The organism is Pseudomonas sp. SR18, from assembly GCF_023701505.1.
Classification (GTDB): Bacteria; Pseudomonadota; Gammaproteobacteria; order Pseudomonadales; family Pseudomonadaceae; genus Aquipseudomonas; species Aquipseudomonas cyclaminis.
In genome coordinates, this window is the sequence record NZ_JAMQAU010000012.1 from 168,881 (window position 1) to 190,598 (window position 21,718).

14 protein-coding genes and 2 pseudogenes are annotated in these 21,718 nt (G+C 60.6%); 2 read left to right on the forward strand and 14 right to left on the reverse strand.

Translation table 11 applies throughout. From position 1 onward, the window contains the following. Positions 1–69: 69 nt before the first annotated feature. The 7 genes and pseudogenes from NDJ82_RS18570 to NDJ82_RS18600 form a co-directional block, all read right to left on the reverse strand. Entirely contained in the window at positions 70–867 is a 798-nt protein-coding gene (locus NDJ82_RS18570; RefSeq protein WP_034109369.1) for a transporter substrate-binding domain-containing protein, read from the reverse strand. 218 nt (positions 868–1,085) lie between these two features. Further along, positions 1,086–1,886: a transporter substrate-binding domain-containing protein gene (locus tag NDJ82_RS18575; protein ID WP_158879041.1), complete on the reverse strand. Its 801-nt coding sequence runs from the start codon at positions 1,884–1,886 to the stop codon at positions 1,086–1,088. Positions 1,887–2,070: 184 nt separating this feature from the next. Next, a pseudogene (gene mdoH / locus NDJ82_RS18580) lies at positions 2,071–4,643 on the reverse strand (glucans biosynthesis glucosyltransferase MdoH); the annotation flags it as partial. Then, positions 4,636–6,315, reverse strand: coding sequence for a glucan biosynthesis protein G (locus tag NDJ82_RS18585; RefSeq protein WP_177411593.1), 1,680 nt, complete (start codon positions 6,313–6,315; stop codon positions 4,636–4,638). The gene NDJ82_RS18585 and the pseudogene mdoH, both read right to left, overlap by 8 nt. A gap of 324 nt (positions 6,316–6,639) precedes the next feature. Beyond that, entirely contained in the window at positions 6,640–7,077 is a 438-nt protein-coding gene (gene dtd / locus NDJ82_RS18590) for a D-aminoacyl-tRNA deacylase (protein WP_158879040.1), read from the reverse strand. Next, a complete protein-coding gene (gene pip / locus NDJ82_RS18595; protein ID WP_191959775.1) occupies positions 7,074–8,045 on the reverse strand; it encodes a prolyl aminopeptidase in 972 nt (323 codons plus the stop codon). The genes dtd and pip overlap by 4 nt, the downstream gene beginning before the upstream one ends. 103 nt (positions 8,046–8,148) lie before the next feature. Then, a pseudogene (locus tag NDJ82_RS18600) lies at positions 8,149–8,253 on the reverse strand (alpha/beta hydrolase); the annotation flags it as partial. A 123-nt stretch (positions 8,254–8,376) separates the two neighbouring features. Between NDJ82_RS18600 and NDJ82_RS18605 the strand changes: the two are divergent. Continuing rightward, a complete protein-coding gene (locus NDJ82_RS18605; protein ID WP_250926038.1) occupies positions 8,377–12,708 on the forward strand; it encodes an RHS repeat-associated core domain-containing protein in 4,332 nt (1,443 codons plus the stop codon). Continuing rightward, the gene (locus NDJ82_RS18610) at positions 12,705–13,133 is read left to right on the forward strand and encodes an SMI1/KNR4 family protein (RefSeq protein ID WP_158879037.1); all 429 of its coding nucleotides are present in this window, start codon (positions 12,705–12,707) and stop codon (positions 13,131–13,133) included. Before NDJ82_RS18605 ends, NDJ82_RS18610 begins: the two co-directional genes overlap by 4 nt. Positions 13,134–13,262: 129 nt before the next feature. Here the strand turns inward: NDJ82_RS18610 and hutG are convergent, their stop codons facing one another. The 7 genes from hutG to NDJ82_RS18645 form a co-directional block, all read right to left on the reverse strand. After that, complete coding sequence (gene hutG, locus NDJ82_RS18615; protein ID WP_250926039.1) at positions 13,263–14,063, reverse strand: N-formylglutamate deformylase; 801 nt, start codon at positions 14,061–14,063, stop codon at positions 13,263–13,265. An 11-nt stretch (positions 14,064–14,074) separates the two neighbouring features. Next, on the reverse strand, positions 14,075–15,280 hold the full coding sequence (hutI, locus tag NDJ82_RS18620; RefSeq protein WP_250926040.1) for an imidazolonepropionase: 1,206 nt from the start codon (positions 15,278–15,280) through the stop codon (positions 14,075–14,077). Between the two features lie 15 nt (positions 15,281–15,295). Further along, positions 15,296–16,705, reverse strand: a complete 1,410-nt coding sequence (locus NDJ82_RS18625) for an L-histidine transporter HutT (protein ID WP_250926041.1) — start codon at positions 16,703–16,705, stop codon at positions 15,296–15,298. Positions 16,706–16,814: 109 nt separating this feature from the next. Continuing rightward, the gene (gene hutH / locus NDJ82_RS18630; RefSeq protein ID WP_250926042.1) at positions 16,815–18,347 is read right to left on the reverse strand and encodes a histidine ammonia-lyase; all 1,533 of its coding nucleotides are present in this window, start codon (positions 18,345–18,347) and stop codon (positions 16,815–16,817) included. Positions 18,348–18,388: 41 nt separating this feature from the next. Then, the gene (locus NDJ82_RS18635) at positions 18,389–19,897 is read right to left on the reverse strand and encodes an HAL/PAL/TAL family ammonia-lyase (RefSeq protein ID WP_250926043.1); all 1,509 of its coding nucleotides are present in this window, start codon (positions 19,895–19,897) and stop codon (positions 18,389–18,391) included. Positions 19,898–20,033: 136 nt separating this feature from the next. Continuing rightward, a complete protein-coding gene (locus NDJ82_RS18640) occupies positions 20,034–20,858 on the reverse strand; it encodes a quaternary amine ABC transporter ATP-binding protein (RefSeq protein WP_016972280.1) in 825 nt (274 codons plus the stop codon). Then, positions 20,855–21,706 carry an ABC transporter permease gene (locus tag NDJ82_RS18645; protein ID WP_053140441.1) on the reverse strand — a complete coding sequence of 284 codons (852 nt, stop codon included), beginning with the start codon at positions 21,704–21,706 and terminating at the stop codon, positions 20,855–20,857. The genes NDJ82_RS18640 and NDJ82_RS18645 overlap by 4 nt, the downstream gene beginning before the upstream one ends. Positions 21,707–21,718: the final 12 nt, after the last annotated feature.

The following is a 21,718-nucleotide window of genomic DNA, read 5'->3' on the forward strand; positions in this document are numbered from 1 at the left end:
ATGTTGGAACTCGGTCACATGTGGGAGCGGGCTTGCTCGCGAAGGGCGCGACTCGGTACTTCGCCGAACTTATTCCATGTCCTTGAGCCACTCGGAGCTCTTGAACCACTTGTCATGGATGCGATCGTAGGTGCCGTCGTTCCTGATCTGGTGCAGGAAGTTGTTGATGAAGTTGATGCTGTCGTAATCGCCTTTCTTCAGGCCAAACGCCAAGGGTTCGAAGGTGAAGGGTTCGTCCAGGAACACCAGCTTGCCGTTGCCGACTTTCTTCTCGGCAACCACGTTGTACGGTGCGTCATACACAAAGGCATCGGCCTTGCCGTTGACCACGTCCAGCACGCCTTCCTGCTCATTGTCATAGCCGTGGTACTTGGCTTTGGAAATCAGCTTCTTGGCGACCATCTCACCGGTAGTGCCCAGCTTGGAGGTCAGGCGGTATTTTTCGTCGTTCAGGTCTTTGTAGGACTTGATGGTGCCTTCCAATTCCTTGCGGATCAGCAGGGTCTGGCCGACCACGATGAAGGGTTCGCTGAAGTTCAGGCGCAGGTTGCGCTCCTGGGTCAGGGTCATCCCGCTGCCGATCATGTCGAACTTGCCGGTGAGGAAGGCCGGGATAATGCCGTCATAGCCAGTGGAAACCAGCTCCAGCTTGACGCCCATGGACTTGGCCATGGCCTTGAGGATGTCGACTTCGAAGCCGATGATTTCACCGCGCTTGTCCGTCATTTCGAACGGCATGTAAGTCGGGTCCATGCCGACTTTCAGCGTGCCACGCTTGACCGCATCATCAATGGCACCGGCCTGGGCCGCATTGGCAGCGACCAGCGCCGTGACGCCAAGCAGCAGCATCGATAGATACTTTTTCATCATCAAGTCCCCAAAACGATTCTTATAAGGTCGGCGCGCAAAACGGCTGCACCATTTCGGGGTGCGATCCTACCCCACTCGTTGCCTGTCACAAAGGTTTCACCAGTAATTGTTATCGGCGTATGTCGGATAAGCCCTACAGGCAGCAGTGAAGCGCTGGGATAGACAGGTGCGTGGGACGTTTCACCAACGGATTGATGTGTAAGAAGGTATGACTTTCAGTCAATGTCCTCCACCCAGGCCGTGTCTTTGAACCACCGGTCATGCAGACGATCGTACGTCCCGTCCTGAGCAACCTGATTGAGGAAATGGTTGATCCAGTTGAGGCTGTCGAAGTCGCCTTTTCTCACACCAAACGCCAGGGGTTCAAAGGTAAACGGCTGCTCCAGGGACAGCAGCGCGCTGTTCTCGGGCCGGCTCAATGCGATCAGGTTGTAGGGCGCATCATGGATAAAGGCATCGGCCACGCCGTCTACCACCTGGCGTACGCCTTCTTCCGGCGTCGCAAAGCTGCTCAGCCGAGCGGCCCCCAGAAACCTCCGCGCTGCAGCCTCGCCGGTGGTGCCTTCGGTGGTAGCGATCCTGTAGCTGGCATCGTCCAGGTCCTCAACGCTGGTGACCTTGCCTGCCAAGCTCGGGTGCAGCAGCACGGTCTGGCCCACCACGATGAAGGAGTCGCTGAAATTCAGCGTCAGATTGCGCTGTTGGGTGACCGTCATGCCACTGCCTATCAAGTCGAATTTTTTCGCCTTCAACCCCGGCAACAGCGCGGTATAGGGCACTGAGACCAACTCAAGCTCCACCCCCAGCGCCTGGCTCATGACCTTGAGCAAGTCGATTTCAAAACCGACGATGCGCCCCTGTTTATCGGTCATTTCAAAGGGAATGTAGGTGGGCGTGGTGCCGACTTTCAGCACGCCACGCCGGACTGCGTCGTCAATTGCGCCCGCGTGTAACTGGCTGATGTGAATCAATGCGGCAGCGCCTATCAGCAATGCCGAACAATACCTTTTGAGCATGAATCCCCCGTGGCCGAGACATATTTGGGGGGCGATCCTAACCCAGTCGCGGGCACGCAAAAACGCCTCGAACGAGGGTCTTTTGTTTCGAAATAACAAGGGGTTAGAAAGACAAAGAAGATACGAAAAACGCTGTAGGACCAGCGTTTGAAACACCCCCGAGGTGTGCCCTCGGGGGTGTCTGAATCAGGCCGGTTGGGCCTGGGACGACAGCGGTTGCAGCGGGAGCAACGGCGCGTGCGGGTCGGCCTTGATCGAGTCACGCCAAGCGGCGAGCCACTCGGCATGCCCTTCGCTCCAGACCTGCTCGTGCAGGCGGGCCAAGGCCACCGGGTCACTGAGCAACGCCAGGCGCTCGCCGTTGTTGAGGCCGGCAGGGCCGACTTTCAACGCATGACGAACACGTTCGGTACGCAGGTACTCGATCGGCTCGGCCTCACGGTGACGCGAGGTCGCCAAGGCACAGGCCAGGGCGTTTTGCTGCGGGTCGACCACCGACCGCACAAACCCGTCATTGAGGGCGTGCCAGCGGTTTTCGTGGGTGTACTTCTCCGTCGACAGCAGCGCTTGCGGCGGGTTGTACTCCTCAGGGATCAGGAACAGGCTCTCGTCGCGGGACTTGAGGCCCAGCTTGACCCGGCTGGAGATCACCGACACCGGGATCGACAGCATCAGCGAACCCACGATCGGCACCAGCCACCACAGGAAGCTCGGGTTCAACCACACCACCAGTAGCGCCCACAGGAAGCCCAGCACAGTTTGCGGACCGTGGCGCTTGACCGCTTCGCTCCATGGCGTGGAGTCGTCGTCACGCTGCGGCGAGTTCCAGGTCGCAGCCCAGCCGAGGAACGCGGCAAGGACGAAACGGGTGTGGAAGATCATCCGCACCGGCGCCAGCAGCATGGAGAACAGCATCTCCAGCAGCATCGACAGGGTCACCTTGAACTTGCCGCCGAACTCTTTCGCGCCCTTGGCCCAGATCAGGATGATGCTCAGCAACTTGGGCAGGAACAGCAGCACGATGGTGGTGGAGAACAGCGCCACCGCCTTGTCCGGATGCCATTGCGGCCACAGTGGGTACAACTGGCGCGGTGCCATGAAGTACTGCGGCTCCATCAGTGTATTCACCGCCAGCAAGGCCGTGGACAGCACCAGGAACAGGAACCACAACGGCGCCGACAGGTACGACATCACCCCCGTCAGGAACACCGCGCGGTGCACCGGGTGCATGCCCTTGACCAGGAACAGGCGGAAGTTCATCAGGTTACCGTGGCACCAGCGACGGTCACGCTTGAGTTCGTCCAGCAGGTTCGGCGGCAGTTCTTCGTAGCTGCCCGGCAGGTCATAGGCAATCCACACGCCCCAGCCGGCACGGCGCATCAGCGCGGCTTCAACGAAGTCGTGGGACAGGATCGAACCGGCGAACGCACCTTTACCCGGCAACGGCGCCAGGGCGCAGTGCTCGATGAACGGCTTCATGCGGATGATCGCGTTGTGGCCCCAGTAGTGGGATTCACCCAACTGCCAGAAGTGCAGGCCGGCGGTGAACAGCGGGCCGTACACGCGGGTTGCGAACTGCTGCATGCGCGCATACAGGGTGTCCATGCCCGACGCACGCGGCGCGGTCTGGATAATCCCGGCATCCGGCGTCGCTTCCATCAGGCGCACCAGGCTGGTCAGGCATTCGCCGCTCATCACGGAGTCCGCGTCGAGCACGACCATGTACTTATAGTCACCGCCCCAGCGACGGCAGAAGTCGTCGAGGTTGCCGCTCTTGCGCTTTACGCGGCGGCGACGGCGGCGATAGAAGATCTTGCCGAAGCCACTGGCTTCGCGGCACACGTCGAGCCAGGCTTGCTGTTCGGCGATGCAGATGTCGGCGTCATTACTGTCGCTGAGCACGAAGAAGTCGAAGCGGTCCAGGTCACCGGTAGCGGCCACCGATTCGAACGTCGCACGTAAACCGGCGAATACACGCGGCACGTCTTCGTTACAGATCGGCATTACCAGCGCGGTACGGGCGTCTTTCGGAATCGGCTCATCACCGGCACTTTTACCGGAGATCCGGTATTTATCGTGACCGGTAAGCAGCTCCAGGAAGCCCATCAACGCCGTCCAGAAACCGGCCGACACCCAGCAGAACAAGATCCCGAACATGATCAGGATGCTGGTTTGCAGAGCGTAAGGCAGTACTTGGGTGGCGGTTTGCAGCAGGGTCTGGTTGCGGATTTCGTCGAAGTCGACCAGCGACCAGCCTTGGTACGGCATGATGCCTTTCATGTACCAGCCGGCAACGATGGTCTGGCCGAGCATCAGCACCAGCAGGATGTACCGACGGATCGAACCCACGGTACGCCAGCGTGCAGCCGGCAATACGCGTTCATCCTTCGGCGGCGCCGGCGGGTTGCTGCGGCCAGTAATACGGCGCCAGCCGCGCACCAGGATATTGGTACGCCACGGCTCCGGCACCACGCGGGTGCGGCGGATCGGCGGCGTGGCCTTGAGGCACACGCGACCGCTGGCGTCGAGCGCCAGCATTTCGGCGTCTTGCAGCTCTTCGGCGGTGCTCAGGGTCAAGCGGCGGCCAACCGACGCCTGGGCGGCATCGACGGGCGCGTCAAAGGTTGCGGACGACAAACGCTCGTGCAACTCGGTGAAGGATGTGCAGCCCGCCAGTTCGGCGCGCTGCTCAGCGGTCATCGGGAGATGCGCCAGATACTCGGACAGAGTCTCTGGCGTGACTTGAGAATTACTCATCGGCAGGCAACTGATAGCTCCAGGTTTCGGTCAGGACTTGCTCGGTCTTGATCGGCTCCGGCGTGGCTGGGGCAGCTTCTGGCTGCTTGGCTTCCTTGTCCTTGGCGTCTTTCTTGGCCTGTTTCTCGTGTTGCTTGGCCAGGACCTTGTCAGCCTTGAGCACTTGGCTCGACACCTTCTCGGGCTCAGCCTGCGGGATGTCCTGGACCAGGGCCGCACGCATTTCGGTCGGTTTGCCCGCGTCCTTGATCTTCATGCGCAGGGTCAGGCGCCAGCCTTTGGTGTGTTCGTTGTAACGCACGCTGTTTTCTACCAGTTCAGCGTTGTCACCCACGCTCACCTGGCTGCGCACCGGGGCGTCCGGCAGCAGTTTCTTCAGGGACGGACCTTCGAAGTCCACCAGATAGGCAACGCTGCCATCGGGCTGACGGATCAGGTTGGATTGCTTCACGTCACCCGTGGAACGCAGGGTCTGCTTGACCCAGGCGCTGTCCGGCGAGTGGAACGCGGCGTCGTCCAGGGTCCAGTGCAGGCGGTAGGCGACTTCCAGCGGCTCGCCGACTTTCGGCAATTCAGCCGGGCTCCAGAAGGCAACAATGTTGTCGTTGGTTTCATCGGCGGTCGGGATCTCGACCAGATCGACGGAACCCTTGCCCCAGTCACCTTCAGGCTCGATCCAGGCGCTTGGGCGCTTGTCGTAGTTGTCGTCCAGGTCTTCGTAATGGCTGAAGTTGCGACCGCGTTGCAGCAGACCGAAACCACGCGGGTTTTCTACGGTGAAGTTGCTGACCGACAGGTGTTTAGGGTTGTTCAGTGGGCGCCAGATCCACTCGCCGTTGCCGGCATGGATCGACAGACCGCTGGAGTCGTGCAGTTCGCGACGGTAGTTGAGCACCTTGGACGGCTGGTTCGCGCCAAACAGGAACATGCTGGTCAGCGGGGCAACGCCCAGTTTGCTGACCTTGTCGCGCAGGAACATCTGGGATTTCACGTCGACTACAGTGTCGGTGCCCGGACGCAGGATCAGGCGATAGGCGCCGGTCGCACGTGGGGAGTCGAGCAGGGCAAAGATCACCAGGTGCTTGTCACCCGGTTTTGGACGCTCGATCCAGAACTCGGTGAAACGCGGGAACTCTTCACCAGACGGCAGCGCGGTGTCGATCGCCATGCCACGGGCAGACAGGCCATACACCTGGTCCTTGCCGACGACACGGAAATAGCTCGCGCCGAGCATGGTCATGATTTCGTCTTGCTTGTCGCTCTTGTTGATCGGGAACAAGACACGGAAACCGGCATAACCCAGTTGTTCGGTGGCTTTAGGATCAAATTTCACATCGCCGAAATCGAAACGCGACGGGTCGTATTTGATTTCCTGGACGCTGTCAGCCGTGACTTCGTTGATTTTCACCGGTGTATCGAAGTGCATACCCTGGTGATAGAAGGACAGCTTGAACGGGGTGTTCTGATCGGCCCACTCGGCTTTTTCATTGCGGAAACGAATCTTCTGGTAGTCCGCGAATTTCATCTCGCGGAATTCGTTCGGCAGATTGCTGCGCGGAGCTTCGTATTTCTGCCCGGCCAGCTCTTTTGCCTTGGCCGACACATCATCCAGACTGAATGCCCACAGTTGACCCGCGCCGAACAGGCAAAACAGGGCAGAGCCCGTTACCAGTGCGTTTCGTAACCGTTTGGCAGACAATTTTGGTGCATTACAGGGACTAACAATCACGAGCAACCCTCGCCGAAAACAGATCAAAAAACCAACGGCCAGCTATCTATATGCCAGGTTGGCGAGCATTGTTCCGACTCCCCTGGGTCAAAATGATTCCCCAATGGATGTCGGACAAGTCTCTACCTAAGTCAAAAATGGACCAAACAACGCTGATCCCCGTAGCGCGCGATTATCTAGTAGCCCGCGACACAACGCATCAGGGGCAGCGAAGTATTTGTAGCGAAATCCTGCGTTTTTAGGCATTAAGCGTCGTTTTTAATACATTCACACCTGTAACAAAAATGTCACAGGGCCATCATTGACTAAATGCACCTGCATATCGGCGCCAAAACGCCCCGACGCCACCTTGTCATGCAATTGTTGCGCTTGTAACAGCAAGTGATCAAAAAGCGCCGCTCCCAGGGCCGGCGGGGCCGCTGTGGAGAAGCTTGGCCGCAGCCCGCTCTTGGTATCCGCCGCCAACGTAAACTGCGACACCAGCAGCAAACCGCCGCCGATATCCTTGAGAGACAGGTTCATCTTGCCTTCGTTGTCGCTGAATACCCGGTAGTTGAGCAATTTGTGCAGCAACTTATCGGCGCTCTCCGGCGTATCTGAAGGCTCAACGGCCACCAGCACCAGCAAGCCCTGGTCGATGGCGCCGACAACCTCGCCCGCCACCTCGACACGGGCGCCACGCACCCGTTGCAACAAGCCCTTCATGCTTCTTCTGGCGGCAGATCAAGCAGGCGCCGTGCCATCTCGCCGGTCGCGCGGACCAACGCATCGGTAATGCCGGGCTCGGACGCCGCATGACCCGCTTCGCGAATCACCTGCAATTCACTGTTGGGCCAAGCCTGATGCAACTCCCAGGCGTTATCCAACGTGCAGATCATATCGTAGCGGCCATGGATGATTACGCCAGGCAGATGGGCGATCTTGTGCATGTCGCGAATAAGTTGGTTGGGTTCCAGGAAGGAATTGTTGGTGAAGTAGTGGCACTCGATCCGGGCGATGGACAAGGCGCGCTGCGGTTCGGAAAAACGCTCCACATGCTGCGGGCTTGGGCACAGGCCCAGCATGCGCCCTTCCCAGCCGGACCAGGCTTTGGCCGCGTGCATCTGGGCGATCTGGTCGTTGCCGGTCAGGCGCTTGTGGTAGGCGGTGATCATGTCGTGACGCTCGTCCGCGGGGATCGGCGCAAGGTAGTCCTGCCAGTAGTCCGGGAACAAGCGGCTGGCGCCAGCCTGGTAGAACCATTCGATGTCCTGCGGACGCGCCAGGAAAATGCCGCGCACGATCAGGCCATGCACGCGCTCAGGGTGGGTTTGCGCGTAGGCCAGGGCCAACGTGGAGCCCCAGGAGCCGCCAAACAGCACCCATTTTTCTATACCCAAGTGCTCGCGGATACGCTCAAGGTCGGCGACCAGATCCCAGGTCGTATTGTTTTCCAGGCTGGCACGGGGCGTGGAGCGCCCGCAACCGCGCTGGTCGAAGGTGACGATGTGGTAGAGATTGGGATCGAAATAGCAGCGACTCTGGGCGTCGCAACCGGAACCAGGGCCACCGTGAATGAAGACGACAGGCAGGCCTTCGGGGGAGCCACTTTCATCGACATACAGGGTGTGGGTGTCATCGACTGCCAGATCGTGCCGGGCGTAGGGTTTGATCTGCGGGTACCAAGTCTGCATTGCGCGCTCCGTAGGGGGTCGGGTTCATCCCTGGGGGGACGTCTTTTATTGTGCCGTCTGGCACTATAAACCCGAATTGTGCAATGAGCATGTCCTTGAGCGCTTAGACCTGTGTCAGTCGTTCGCTCCTGAGGTAATTCAGCAGATAAGCGTATAGATGAGCCTCGCCGCACAAGCGCAAACAGCCGTGGACCAAGCCTTTGCCCGGCCCCCCGCTCACGGATGCAAATAAACCTTGGGAGCCGTCCTACGAACACCTCGGAAGGCATCACCTGAGCAAGGACGCAATCGCGTGATTTGATCCGGCCTTTTCAGACACGGATCGTTACGCATGACCGACACGCCGTGGGCCGCCCGCGAGGGCGACGCGCTTCTGCACAGTTCAATGCTCGCCGACGCGTTAGGCGGCGTCTTGGAGATTGCCGCCAGCGTGGCCGTGACGGCCTTGGCGACAGCGGCTGTGGTTGCCGCAGCGGGCGTCACCGTGGCAACTGGCGGCCTCGGCTGCGTTGTACTGGGTGCCGTCGTGGGTGTGGTGGTCGGGGTTGGCATGAGCCACACCGGTGCAGATAAATGCCTCTCACGATTATGTGAGTACTTTGCCAATGCGCTTTTCCCTCCGGTCATCGACGCCTTTATCAGCAGCGGTTCGCCCAACGTCTTCATCAACGGGAAACCCGCTGCGCGGGCGGCCGGCAAATTCTCGGATGTTATCGCGGCGCCACGTGCTGAGCCGTCTTACCTGGATATCGCTGAAGGCTTTTTCTCTCAACTATGGCGTCCTACGGTGGCGGCCCCGGTGGCAGGCGTGGTGCCTTGCCCTGCCGATAAAGTCGACTGCAACAGACACCCGTCGATGCCGGAGCAATACCTGGCGGAAGGCTCCAGCAGAGTCTTTATCAATGGTCAGCCAGCGGTGCGCGACGGGGATCGGAGCACCTGCGAGGCCAAGGTCGCAAACGTACAAATTTCGCCGAATGTGATCATCGGTGGCGCGCCCTTGGTTGCGCGCGAGATTCGCAGCGGCAAGACGCCGGGCGCTGGGTTGGCGGTGACGGCGTTGCTGACGTTGCGCGGCGGTGGCACGAAGTTCTTCAGCACGTTGCCGTGCATGGCCGTGGGCGGGCTGGTGTCGTGGGGCAGCAGCCAGGTAAGTAATGCGATGACCGCTGCGGTCACGGGTTCGCCCAACCCGGTGCACAGCGCCACGGGCGCGAAGATCCTCGACGGTGAAGACGACCTGGACTTCGCTTTGCCAGGACTGCTGCCAATCGAGTGGCAGCGCTATTACTGCAGTCGAGATGAACGGCGTGACGGTCTGTTCGGCGCTAGTTGGAGCGTGGCTTATGAAGCCCGCATTGACATCGGCGTGCACCCCGAAGGCGGCGAGCAACTGCTCTACACCGATGAGCAGGCTCGCCAGATCGACATGGGTGTGATCCCTTTGGGCGGCGCGGTATTCAGCGCGGGCGAAGGCTTGAGCGTACGGCGCCATACCGACGGGCGCCTGCTTATTGAAAGCGTCGATGGGCGCTATCGGCTGTTTGAACCCGCACCGGGCACCTCCTCGCGCCTGCGTCTAAACCAGTTAGGGGACCGTAATCACAACCGAGTCTGGCTTGACTATGACACCCAGGGCCGCCTGAGCCGGTTGCGCGATACCTTAGATGATGTGCAGATCGAACTGGGCTACAGCCAGCAATGGCCCGCCCGGGTCGCTCAGATTGAACGTCTGTTCCCCGATCACAGCCGAGAAACCGTCGCCAGCTATACCTATGACGGTCAAGGCAACCTGGCCGACGTTCGCGATGCTGTCGGGCACGTTCAACGTCGTTTCGCCTACGACAGCGGCCAGCGCATGACCGAGCACCAACGGCCCACCGGATTGCGTTGCTTCTACCAATGGGCCTGTGTGGATGACCGCGAATGGCGCGTGGTCCGGCACTGGACTGACGAGGGTGACGACTACCAATTCGAATATGACCTGCACGCCGGGATAACGCGGATTACCGATGGCTTGCAACGGCTCAGCACGCGCCAATGGAACCCGCAGTACCAGATCACCGCGTATACCGACAGCCTCGGCCAAACCTGGCAGGTTGAATGGAATGACGAGCGCCAGTTGCTCGGTGCAACCGACCCCCAGGGCGGTGAATGGAAGTTCGGTTACGACGCCTCCGGCAACCTGTGCGAGACGCAAGATCCGTCGGGGCGCGTCGAATCCACGGTGTGGCTGGAGCATTGGTCACTGCCGTTGGTGGAGACCGACGCCGCCGGCCACGCCTGGCAGTATCAATACGACCCGCGAGGCAACTGTGTCAGCCAAACCGATCCGCTGGGGCAGGTTACACGCTACCGTCATGATGCATTTGGCCAAGTCGTTGAAATCACCGACGTCATCGGAAAAAGCAACCGCCTGCGCTGGAATGAAATCGGGCAGTTGACCGAGCACGTAGATTGCTCGGGGTATCCCACGAGGTTCGAGTACGACCGTCGGGGCCACTTGCACGCCGTGATCGATGCGCTGGGTGAGCGGCAGCGCTATCAACACGACAACCAGGGCCGCCTGCTGCAAGCCGAAAGGCCATATGGGCATATCGAGCGTTATCTGCGCGACACCAGCGGCCAGTTGATCGCCTACACCGATGCTGCCGGCCATATCACCCGTTATGAGTACGACCGCCGTGGGCAGGTTCGCCAGCGCGTCGATGCCCAAGGCCGACAGATCGAGTTCCACCACGACGCGTACGGCCGTCTGCAAACCCTGACCAATGAAAACGGCGAGTGCTACCGCTTTACTTGGGACCAGGGCAACCGCCTTGCACAGCAGCAAGACCTCGATGGTAGTGGCCGACGCTATACCTACGATGCACTGGATAACCTGGCTGCAGTCGAATATGTGCCGTCGAATGATGCGCCCTCTATCGTCCATCGCCTGGAGCGCGATGCAGCTGGGCGCTTGCGGGCGAAAGTAACCGATGAGGGTCGTACCGAATACGCCTACGATTTAGTCGACCAACTGACTGCCATCACTTTTGCTGGCGACGATACGACCACCCAGACCCTGAACTTCGCCTACGATCCACTTGGCCACCTCCTCACTGAACACAGCGCTGCCGGCACCCTGAACCACCGCTATGACGAACTTGGCAACCTGATCCAGACGCAACTACCCGATGGCCGCTGGCTCAACCGCCTGCACTACGGCAGCGGCCACCTGCACCAGCTCAACCTCGACGGCCACGTCATCAGCGACTTCGAACGCGACCGCCTGCACCGCGAAGTGCTGCGCACCCAAGGGCAGATCACCACCCGCAACGAATACGACCGCTGTGGCCGATTGCGCTCACGTAAACGCAGCCCTACAGGCGATCCCCGGCAACTGCCGCCCACCCAACAAAAAACCTTCGAATATGACCCGGCCGACAACCTGATCGGCCGCCTGGAAGCGGGCCAACGCCAACTGCTGCACTACGACGCGACCGGTCGGATTATCGCTACCCAGGTCAATACGCAAGGTCAGCAGGAAACCTTCGCCTACGATGCTGCCGCCAACTTGCTGGATGGGCCCCCGCTTGGCGCCGGATTAGTGCGGCACAACAAATTGCTGACCTATCAGGACAAGCGCTACCGCTACGACGGCTTTGGTCGGCTGATCGAAAAACGCAGTGCTCTGCGAGGCTTGCAACGCTTCGCGTACGACGCCGAACACCGCCTGATCGAAGTGCGTAGCCAGAAAAACGGCCGAGAAACGCGGGTAAAAATGACTTATGACCCACTCGGTCGGCGTATCAATAAAACCGAATACGACAGCCACGGTTATCCGCTGAGTGAAACCCGCTTCGACTGGGAAGGCCTGCGCCTGTTGCAGGAGCATCGGCATAGTCAGACGAGCCTCTACCTCTATGAAGACGACGGCTACGCGCCGCTTGCCCGAGTCGATGGAAAGGGCGAACACCAGCGCGTGCGCTACTACCACAACGACCTGAACGGGTTGCCGGAACAGTTGACGGAAACCGACGGGCACAACGTTTGGCACGCAACTTATCGGGTGTGGGGCAACACGCTGAAGGAGGTGCGCGAGCCTTACTACGTAGAAGAACAGAACCTGCGGTTCCAGGGGCAATATCTGGATCGGGAGACGGGGCTGCACTACAACACGTTCCGGTTTTATGATCCGGATGTGGGGCGGTTTACGACGCCGGATCCGATTGGGTTGGCGGGGGGCTTAAACGCCTACACCTATTCACCCAACCCAATCTCTTGGTTTGACCCACTAGGGCTAACACCAGTTACGTTTACAGATAGCCGTAGACTGACACTTACCGTAACCGGCTATACAGACTTAAGTCATTTGAACCCATCTGAATTGAAGACTGTAATTTTCATGAACGGACCTGACGCACCTCATTCATTTGGAAAGTCACCGGTTGATAAGCACGGCAACACAATTGTGCTGCATCATGACAAACAACAAACTGAAGGACCTCTCAGAGCGATGCCTGACAAGCATCATGGCAGCCCCGAACACAACGCCGCACAACACCCGAACGGCAGCAAGAAGGGAACAGGTATCACAAACCGGGCAGCGTTCAACCTTTGGAAAAAAGAGTTCTGGACGTCCCAAGCCAAAAAAGCTTCAAAAGGCGGATGCATGAAATGAAACAGGACTTGTTGAAAAAAATCAGAGCTCTGTTCAGCACACAGAATGGTCTTAGTGGACAACCTGCAACCGATGCTGAAATCAACACAGCGGAAAAAAAACTCAATGTTAAATTCAATGAGCAATATGTTGAGTTTATAAAGCTTTTTGGTGGTGCATTCGGCGGTATCGACATTCACGCATTTCGGAACGGATCACTGATCGGCAAAGCCACCGTTACCGAGATGACGGAGAAATTCTGGAGTGTCTATGCTGACAAACTTCCAGAGGAGTTAGTGGGAGCCATAGTGATTTCAGACGATGGATCTGGAAACCCTATCCTCGTCGGCCCAACGGGCGAAATCTATATCTATTTTCACGAAGAGGATGAAGCTGAGCTTCTGTATGACTCGCTAGAAGCATTGCTGACTAAGTCTTTCCCGTAAAAACTCCAGAAAACCTGATCAGCCCTGAAGCGATGACTGGCTTGGTTCGCGACTCAGCCTGACGCGGGACAACCCCGCTCGCTACAGGGAATTCTCACTGAGTAAAAGATACAAGTCCGGCAGGGCTGATCACTCGTAGCGCGTCTGCCCCCACGCGAGGAAACCCTGCAGCAACTGCTTCAACACCACCCGCGTCGGCTCAGCCAGATCCGCGCGATACCTAAACGGCTCGACCTCTTCCATATAAGTGCTCTGGCATAACTCCAACTGCACCGCATGGATATCCTGCGCCGGGTCGCCGTAATGCCGGGTGATATGCCCGCCCTTGAAACGCCCGTTCAGCACATGGCTGTACTGCGGATGCTGCGCGCAGATGGCTTCCAGTTGGCTGGCCAGTTCCGGGTCGCAGGCGGCGCCGTTGAAGGTGCCGAGGTTGAAGTCCGGCAGTTTGCCGTCGAACAGGTGCGGGATTACCGAGCGGATCGAGTGCGCATCGAACAGCAGCGCGTAGCCGAACTCGGCCTTGAGCCGTGCCAGTTCCTCTTGCAGCGCCCGGTGATACGGGCCCCAGATTTTTTGCAGGTAGCTGGCGCGCTCTGCCTCGCTCGGCTCCAGGCCTTCACGGAACAACGGCACACCCTCGAACAGCGTGGCAGGGTACAGGCCGGTGGTGGCGCCGGCGTACAGGGGTTTGTCGTCGGACGGCCGGTTGAGGTCGATGACAAAGCGCGAGTACTGCGCCGAGAGCGTGCTGGCGCCCAGTTCCTCGGCAAAGTCGTACAGCGCGGGGATATGCCAGTCGGTGTCCGGCAAGCTTTTTGCCTCGTCGATCAACCCGGCTTCCACCGCAGGCGTCAGGCGCAGACCGGCGTGGGGCATGCTGATCAGCAGCGGCGTGCGGCCTTGTTTGAAGTTCAGAACCTTATCCACAGCAGCACTCCTTACACAGTGACATCGACGCCATGGCGCACGACGCGTTTATCCAGGTCGCCGCCCAGCCAGTAGGCCAGGTCGGCGGGTCGATCAATCTGCCACGCCACAAAATCCGCCACCTTGCCCACTTCCAGCGAGCCATGGGTCTCGCCCATGCCCAGCGCAGTGGCCGCATGTTGGGTGGCGCCGGCCAGGGCTTCTTCGGGGGTCATGCGGAACAGGGTGCAGGCCATGTTCAGCATCAGGCGCACCGAGAGTGCCGGCGAGGTGCCGGGGTTGAGGTCGCTGGCGATGGCGATTTTAACGCCGTGTTTGCGCAGGGCGTCCATCGGCGGCAGTTGGGTTTCGCGCAGGAAGTAGAACGCCCCCGGCAGCAGCACGGCGACAGTGCCCGACGCAGCCATGGCGATGGCATCTGCTTCGGTCATGAACTCCAGATGGTCCGCCGACAACGCGTGATGACGCGCCGCCAGGCTGGAGCCATGCAGCGACGACAGCTGCTCGGCATGCAGCTTTACTGGAAGGCCGAGTTGCTGGGCGACCTTGAACACCCGCTCCACCTGCTCGGTGGAAAACGCCAGGTATTCGCAAAAAGCATCCACGGCGTCTACCAGCCCTTCGTCTGCCAGCTTCGGTAGCATCTCGCTGCAGATATGCTCGATGTAATCGTCGGCGCGGTCCTTGTACTCCGGCGGCAGGGCATGGGCCGCCAGGCAGGTGGCGCGCACGCTGACCGGCAGTTCGTCGCCGAGGCGCCGGGCCACGCGCAGCATCTTGCGTTCGTTGGCCAGGTCCAGGCCGTAACCGGACTTGATCTCCACCGTGGTCACGCCGTCGCGCAGCAGGCTGCGCAGGCGTTTTTCAGCACTGGCAAACAGTTCATCTTCTGTCGCAGCGCGGGTGGCGCGCACGGTGCTGGCGATACCACCGCCCTTGGCCGCAATCTCGGCATAGCTCACGCCCTCAAGGCGCTGCTCGAATTCGCCACTGCGATTGCCACCAAACACCGTGTGGGTGTGGCAGTCGATCAGCCCGGGGGTGACCCACGCGCCTTGCAGGTCATGCACCTGGGCGTAGTCCGCCGTCGGCACTTGGCTGCGCGGGCCGATCCACTCGATGAGTGAGCCGGCAGTGACCAAGGCAGCATCCTCGATGATCGAGTAGTGACCACCAGCCATGGTTGCAACGTGGCAGTGTTGCCAAAGGGTTTTCATCAACGCCTCCCTAAGTTATCGATGAGACACAGCCGGGTCGTAATGGACCTTGGCCGCTTGCCCGGCGGCGGGCTTGACCCACAGCAGGTAGGCAACGACCAGCAGCACGATCCACACGGCGCCGACCAACAAGGCTGCCTGGGTGTCCGGGAAGTAACCCAGCACACCAAATACAAACAGCATGAAGACGATGGCCGCCGCTGGCGCATAGGGCCAGAACGGCACCGGGAATTTCAGCTCGGCGACCTGTTCTTTGGTCATCGAGCGACGCATCGCGACTTGGGTGAACAGAATCATCAGCCATACCCACACCGTAGCGAAGGTGGCAATCGAGGCAATCACCAGGAACACGTTTTCCGGGATCAGGTAGTTGAGCAGCACGCCGCCGAGCAGCGCTGCGCCCATCACCACCACGGTCATCCACGGCACGCCCTGCCTGGACAGCTGGGCAAACCCCTTTGGCGCCTGCCCTTGTTGAGCCAGGCCGTACATCATGCGCCCGGCGCCGAAGATGTCACTGTTGATCGCCGAAACTGCCGCCGAGATCACCACAATGTTAAGGATGGTCGCCGCCGAGCCGATGCCCAGGTTGCTGAAGATCTGCACGAACGGGCTGCCCTGGCTGCCGATCTGCGGCCATGGGTAGATAGCCATCAGCACAAACAGGGTCAGCACGTAGAACAGCAGGATGCGCAGCGGCACAGCGTTGATCGCCTTGGGGATCACGCGCTGCGGGTCTCTGGCCTCACCGGCGGTGATGCCGATGATTTCGATACCGCCGAACGCGAACATCACCACCGCGAACGAGGCGATCAGGCCACCGACGCCGTTGGGCATAAAGCCGCCGTGGGCCCAAAGATTGCTAAGCCCGCTGGCCTGGGTCTCGCCTGCCGAGTGGATGCCGAACAGCATGATGCCGAAACCGCCGAGGATCATCGCCACGATGGCGCCAACCTTGAGCAGCGACAGCCAGAACTCCATCTCGCCAAACACTTTGACGTTGCACAGGTTCAGGCCGCCGATCAAAAACACGATGCCAAGCACCCAGACCCAGCGCGCCACCTCGGGAAACCAGAAGCCCATATAAATGCCGAACGCGGTGACGTCGGCGAGGCAGACGATGATCATTTCAAACGCGTAGGTCCAGCCGAGGATAAACCCGGCCATTGGGCCCAGGTAGGTGCTGGCGTACTGGCCGAAAGAGCCGGACACCGGATTGTGCACGGCCATTTCACCGAGGGCGCGCATCACCATGAAGACCGCGGCGCCGCCAATCAGGTAGGCCAGCAGCACGGCGGGGCCGGCCATCTGGATGGCTGACGCGGAGCCGTAGAACAGCCCGGTGCCGATGGCCGACCCCAGTGCCATGAAGCGAATATGTCGGGCGCTGAGGCCGCGTTTCAAACCCTTTTCTTGCTGGTGCATTTCTCGTCCTTAATTATTTTTATCCTGAGAAAATTAGAATCCGCGCTCGGGGCAACTGCTTTTTTGTGGTGAGCGGGCTGGCCCGCTCACCACAGAGAGCGAGTGTCGCTTACAGGCTCGGCAACAACTTCGCCGGCACCAGCTCATTCAGACAGCGGCTGGCGAGCAGTTCGCTGGCGGCGATGATGTCCGGGGCGAAGAAACGGTCCTTGTCGTAGAACGCCACTTTGGCGCGCAGAATGCCCCGCGCTTTTTCCAGCTTTGGCGAGGTCTTCAGGCCTTCGCGCAGGTCCAGGCCCTGGCACGCGGCCAGCCACTCGACGGCGAGGATGCCACGGGTGTTCTCGGCCATTTCCCAGAGGCGCTTGCCCGCAGCGGGGGCCATGGACACGTGGTCTTCCTGGTTGGCGGACGTCGGGATGCTGTCGACGCTATGGGGATGGGCCAGCGCCTTGTTTTCGCTGGCGAGCGCAGCGGCCGTCACCTGGGCGATCATGAAGCCGGAGTTCACGCCGCCATTGCCCACCAAAAACGGCGGCAGTTGCGACATGTGCTTGTCCATCATCAACGAGATACGGCGCTCACTGAGCGAGCCGATTTCGGCGATGGCCAACGCCATGTTGTCGGCGGCCATGGCGACCGGTTCGGCATGGAAGTTACCGCCGGAAATCACATCGCCTTCAGCCGCGAACACCAGCGGGTTGTCCGACACGGCGTTGGCTTCGACCACCAACACGTCGGCGGCCTGGCGGAACTGGGTCAGGCACGCGCCCATCACTTGTGGCTGGCAGCGCAGGGAATACGGGTCTTGCACCTTGTCGCAGTTCTGGTGCGACTGGGAGACCTGGCTACTGTCGCCGAGCAGGTCGCGGTAAGCGGCAGCCGAATCAATCTGCCCGCGTTGGCCGCGAGCGGCGTGAATGCGGGCGTCGAACGGCGAGCGCGAGCCCAGCACCGCCTCTACAGTCAGGCCGCCACAGGCCAGGGCGCCGGCGAACAGATCTTCACCTTCGAACAGGCCGCGCAGGGCATAAGCGGTGGACACCTGGGTGCCGTTGAGCAACGCCAGGCCTTCTTTGGCGGCGAGGGTCAGCGGCGTGAGGCCGGCAACTTTCAGCGCTTCGGTGGCTTCCAGCCATTCGCCTTTGTAGCGCGCCTTGCCTTCGCCCAGCAGCACCAGGGACATATGGGCCAGCGGCGCCAAGTCACCGGACGCACCGACCGAGCCTTTCAACGGAATATGCGGATAAACCTCGGCGTTGATCAGCGCGATCAGCGCGTCGATCACTTGCCGACGAATCCCGGAGAACCCACGGCTCAGGCTGTTGACCTTGAGCACCATGACCAGCCGCACCAGCGCATCGCCGATCGGCTCACCGACGCCGGCGGCGTGTGACAGCACCAGCGAACGCTGGAGGTTTTCCAGGTCTTCGCTGGCGATGCGGGTCGAGGCCAGCAGGCCGAAACCGGTGTTGATGCCATAGGCGGTGCGGTTCTCGGCGAGAATCTGCTCCACGCAGGCCACACTGGCTTCGATCTGGGCCGAGGCACTGTCATCCAGACTGAGCGTCACCGGCTGCTGGTAGATGGCCCGCAGTTGGGCAAGGCTCAGTTGACCTGGAATCAGATTTAGCGCAGTCACGTTCGTACTCCTTGTAAATTATTTTTCGAATAAATAAGTGTTCAGTGCAAATTGGGTAACACGGTGTCTTTGAGCAGCTTGGCGGCGGCTTCGATGTCCGGTGCCAGCCAGCGGTCCTGCTCGTAAGCCGGGACCACTTCACGCAGCAATCGCCAGGCGCGGTTGGTGCCTGCGCCGAAACGCTGGCCCTTCAGGAATTCAAATGCCTGGGCCGCCAACAAGTATTCGATGGCGAGGATCTGGGTAACGTTGGCCAACAGTTGATGCAGCTTGAGCGCGGCGTTGGTGCCCATACTCAAGTGGTCTTCCTGCAGGCCCGAGGTGACAAAGTTGTCGAGCACCGCCGGCTGCGCCAGTTGACGGTTTTGCCCACACAGCGATGCGGCGACGTATTGCACGATCATCATCCCGGAGTTGACGCCTGGGTTGCTCACCAGGAAGGCCGGCAAGCCACTGACGTGGGGGTTGATCAAACGGTCCAGGCGGCGCTCGGCCACCGAGCCGATCTCGGCCATGGCGATGGCGAGCAGGTCAGCGGCCAAGGCGACGGACTGGCCGTGCGGGTTGGCCTGGGATACCACGCGGTAGCTGTCCGGCGTGCCGAGCAGCAACGGGTTGTCAGTGGCGCTGTTGAGCTCGGTCTCGATCTGGCGGGTGGCGTGCTCCACTTGGTCCCGCGCCGCGCCGTGGATCTGCGGGATCGAGCGGATGCTCAGGGCGTCCTGGGTGCGAATGCCTTTGCTGCTGGCGATCACTTCACTGCCGTCGAGCAACGCACGCAGGTTGAGGCCAACGCGCTGCATGCCGGGGTGCGGCTTGAGGGCGATGATTTCTTCATCGAAGGCGTCGATCTGACCGCGCTGGGCTTCGAAACTCATGGCACCGATCACATCGGCCCATTGCAGCAGGTGATGGGCATCAGCCAGGGCCAGGCAGCTCAGGCCGGTCATGCACGGCGTGCCGTTGACCAGGCACAGGCCGTCTTTGGCGCCGAGCACCACGGGCTGCAAGCCTTCAGCCTGCAAGGCGGCTTGTGCGGTCACGACCTGGCCGCGATAGCTCACTGTGCCGACACCCAACAACGTCACGCCGACATGAGCCATATGGGTCAGGTAACCCACCGAACCCTGGGACGGCACTTGCGGCGTAATACCGTGATTGAGCAGCGCCAGCAACGCCTGCACTACCTGCGGGTGCAGGCCGGACTTGCCGTGGCTGTAGTTGATGACGGCCGCGCAGATGATTGCGCGGGTCTGCTCATCGCTGAGCACCGGGCCGACACCGCAGGCGTGGCTCAGCAGGGTATTGCGCGACAGTTGGCTGAGTTGCTCGCCCGCAAGCGACACATTGCACAGCGCGCCCAGGCCGGTGTTCACGCCATAGGCGCGTTCGCCGCTGGTAACGATGCGCTGCACGATGGCCTGGGCATTGTCGATCCGCGCCCAGGCCTGGCCGGAGAGTTCGAGGACAGCGCCGTGGCGGGCGACGGCGAAGACGTCCTGCCAGTGCAGGAGGGTGTCGGCGATGGTGATTTTTGTTGCCTGGGACATCTTCATACCTTCTTTAATGCTTGTGCAGCCTTACCGGCCCTATCGGGGGCAAGCCCCCTCCCACATTTGGAATGCGATCCCCTGTGGGAGGGGGCTTGCCCCCGATAGGGCCAGCAGCCTCACCACCAAACCAGGATCAGACCACCGCCGCGCGCCGCTGAACAAACCGGTCCACATACTCATCCGCCGGCGAATGCAGGATTTCCCGAGGCGTGCCGACCTGGATCAGCTTGCCGTCCTTGAGGATCGCGATGCGGTTGCCAATGCGCACGGCCTCGTCGAGGTCGTGGGTGATGAACACGATGGTCTTGTGCAGGGTCTTTTGCAGCTCAAGCAACTGGTCCTGCATCTCGGCACGGATCAGCGGGTCGAGGGCGCTGAAGGCTTCGTCCATCAGGATGATGTCGGTGTCGGCCGCCAAGGCGCGGGCCAGGCCCACACGTTGGCGCATACCGCCGGAGAGCTGGTGCGGGTATTTGTTTTCGTAGCCCTTGAGGCCCACGGTTTCGATCCAGTGCAGCGCACGTTCGGCGCACACCTGCTTGGTTTCGCCACGCACCTTGAGGCCGTAGGCGACGTTGTCGAGCACGCTTTTGTGGGGCAGCAGGCCGAAGCTCTGGAACACCATGCTGATCTTGTGCCGACGGAATTGACGCAGCGCGTCCATGTCCAGTTGCAGGATGTCTTCGCCGTCCACCAGGATCGCGCCGCTGGTGGGGTCGATCAGGCGGTTGAAGTGGCGCACCAGGGTCGACTTGCCGGAGCCCGACAGGCCCATGATCACGAAGATCTCACCGGTGCCGATGCTCAGCGACAGGTCGTTCACGCCGACCACGCAACCGGTCTCGGCCAGCACCTGGTCCTTGGTCTTGCCCTGCCCGACCATCGCCAGCGCGTCTTTGGAGCGGGCGCCGAAGATCTTGAAGACGTTTTTGACTTCGATTTTGCTGACAGTCGTCATTTGCTCGCCTCATGCCGTGGACGGCCATAGGCCTGGGTAATGCGGTCGATGACCACTGCAAGAATCACAATCGCCAGCCCCGCTTCAAGGCCACGGCCAACGTTGAGGGTCTGGATGCCGACCAGCACGTCTTCGCCCAAGCCACGGGCGCCGATCATCGAGGCAATCACCACCATCGACAACGCCATCATCGTGGTCTGGTTGATACCAGCCATGATGCTCGGCAGCGCCAACGGCAATTGCACACCAAACAGTTGCTGCCAGCGGTTGGCGCCGAAGGCGTTGATGGCTTCCATGACTTCGCCGTCAACCTGGCGAATGCCCAAGTCAGTCAGGCGAATCAGCGGCGGCGCGGCGTAGATCACTGTGGCGAAAATCGCCGGCACCTTGCCCAGGCCGAACAGCATCAGCACCGGGATCAGGTACACGAAGCTGGGCATGGTTTGCATGATGTCGAGCAGCGGCATCAACACCGAACGCAGGCGATTGCTGCGTGCCGAGAGGATGCCCAACGGAATGCCGATCAGCACCGAGATCACCGTGGCAACCATCATCAAGGCCAGGGTCTGCATCAGCTTGTCCCACAGGCCAACCGCGCCCACCAGGAACAGCAAACCGACGATTACCGCCGTGGTCACTACCTTGCGCGTGGCGTGCCAGGCGACCGCGCCGACGATCGCCAGCATCAGCCACCAGGGTGCTGCGCGCAGCAGGCCTTCGAGGTTGACGATGGCCCACAGCAGCGTGTCGGAAATCTGCCGGAACACATCACCGTAGTTGGTGACCAGTGAATCCACCCAACCGTTGACCCAGTCGGCAATGGAAAACGTAAAACTCTCAGGAAACATAGCGTGCTCTCG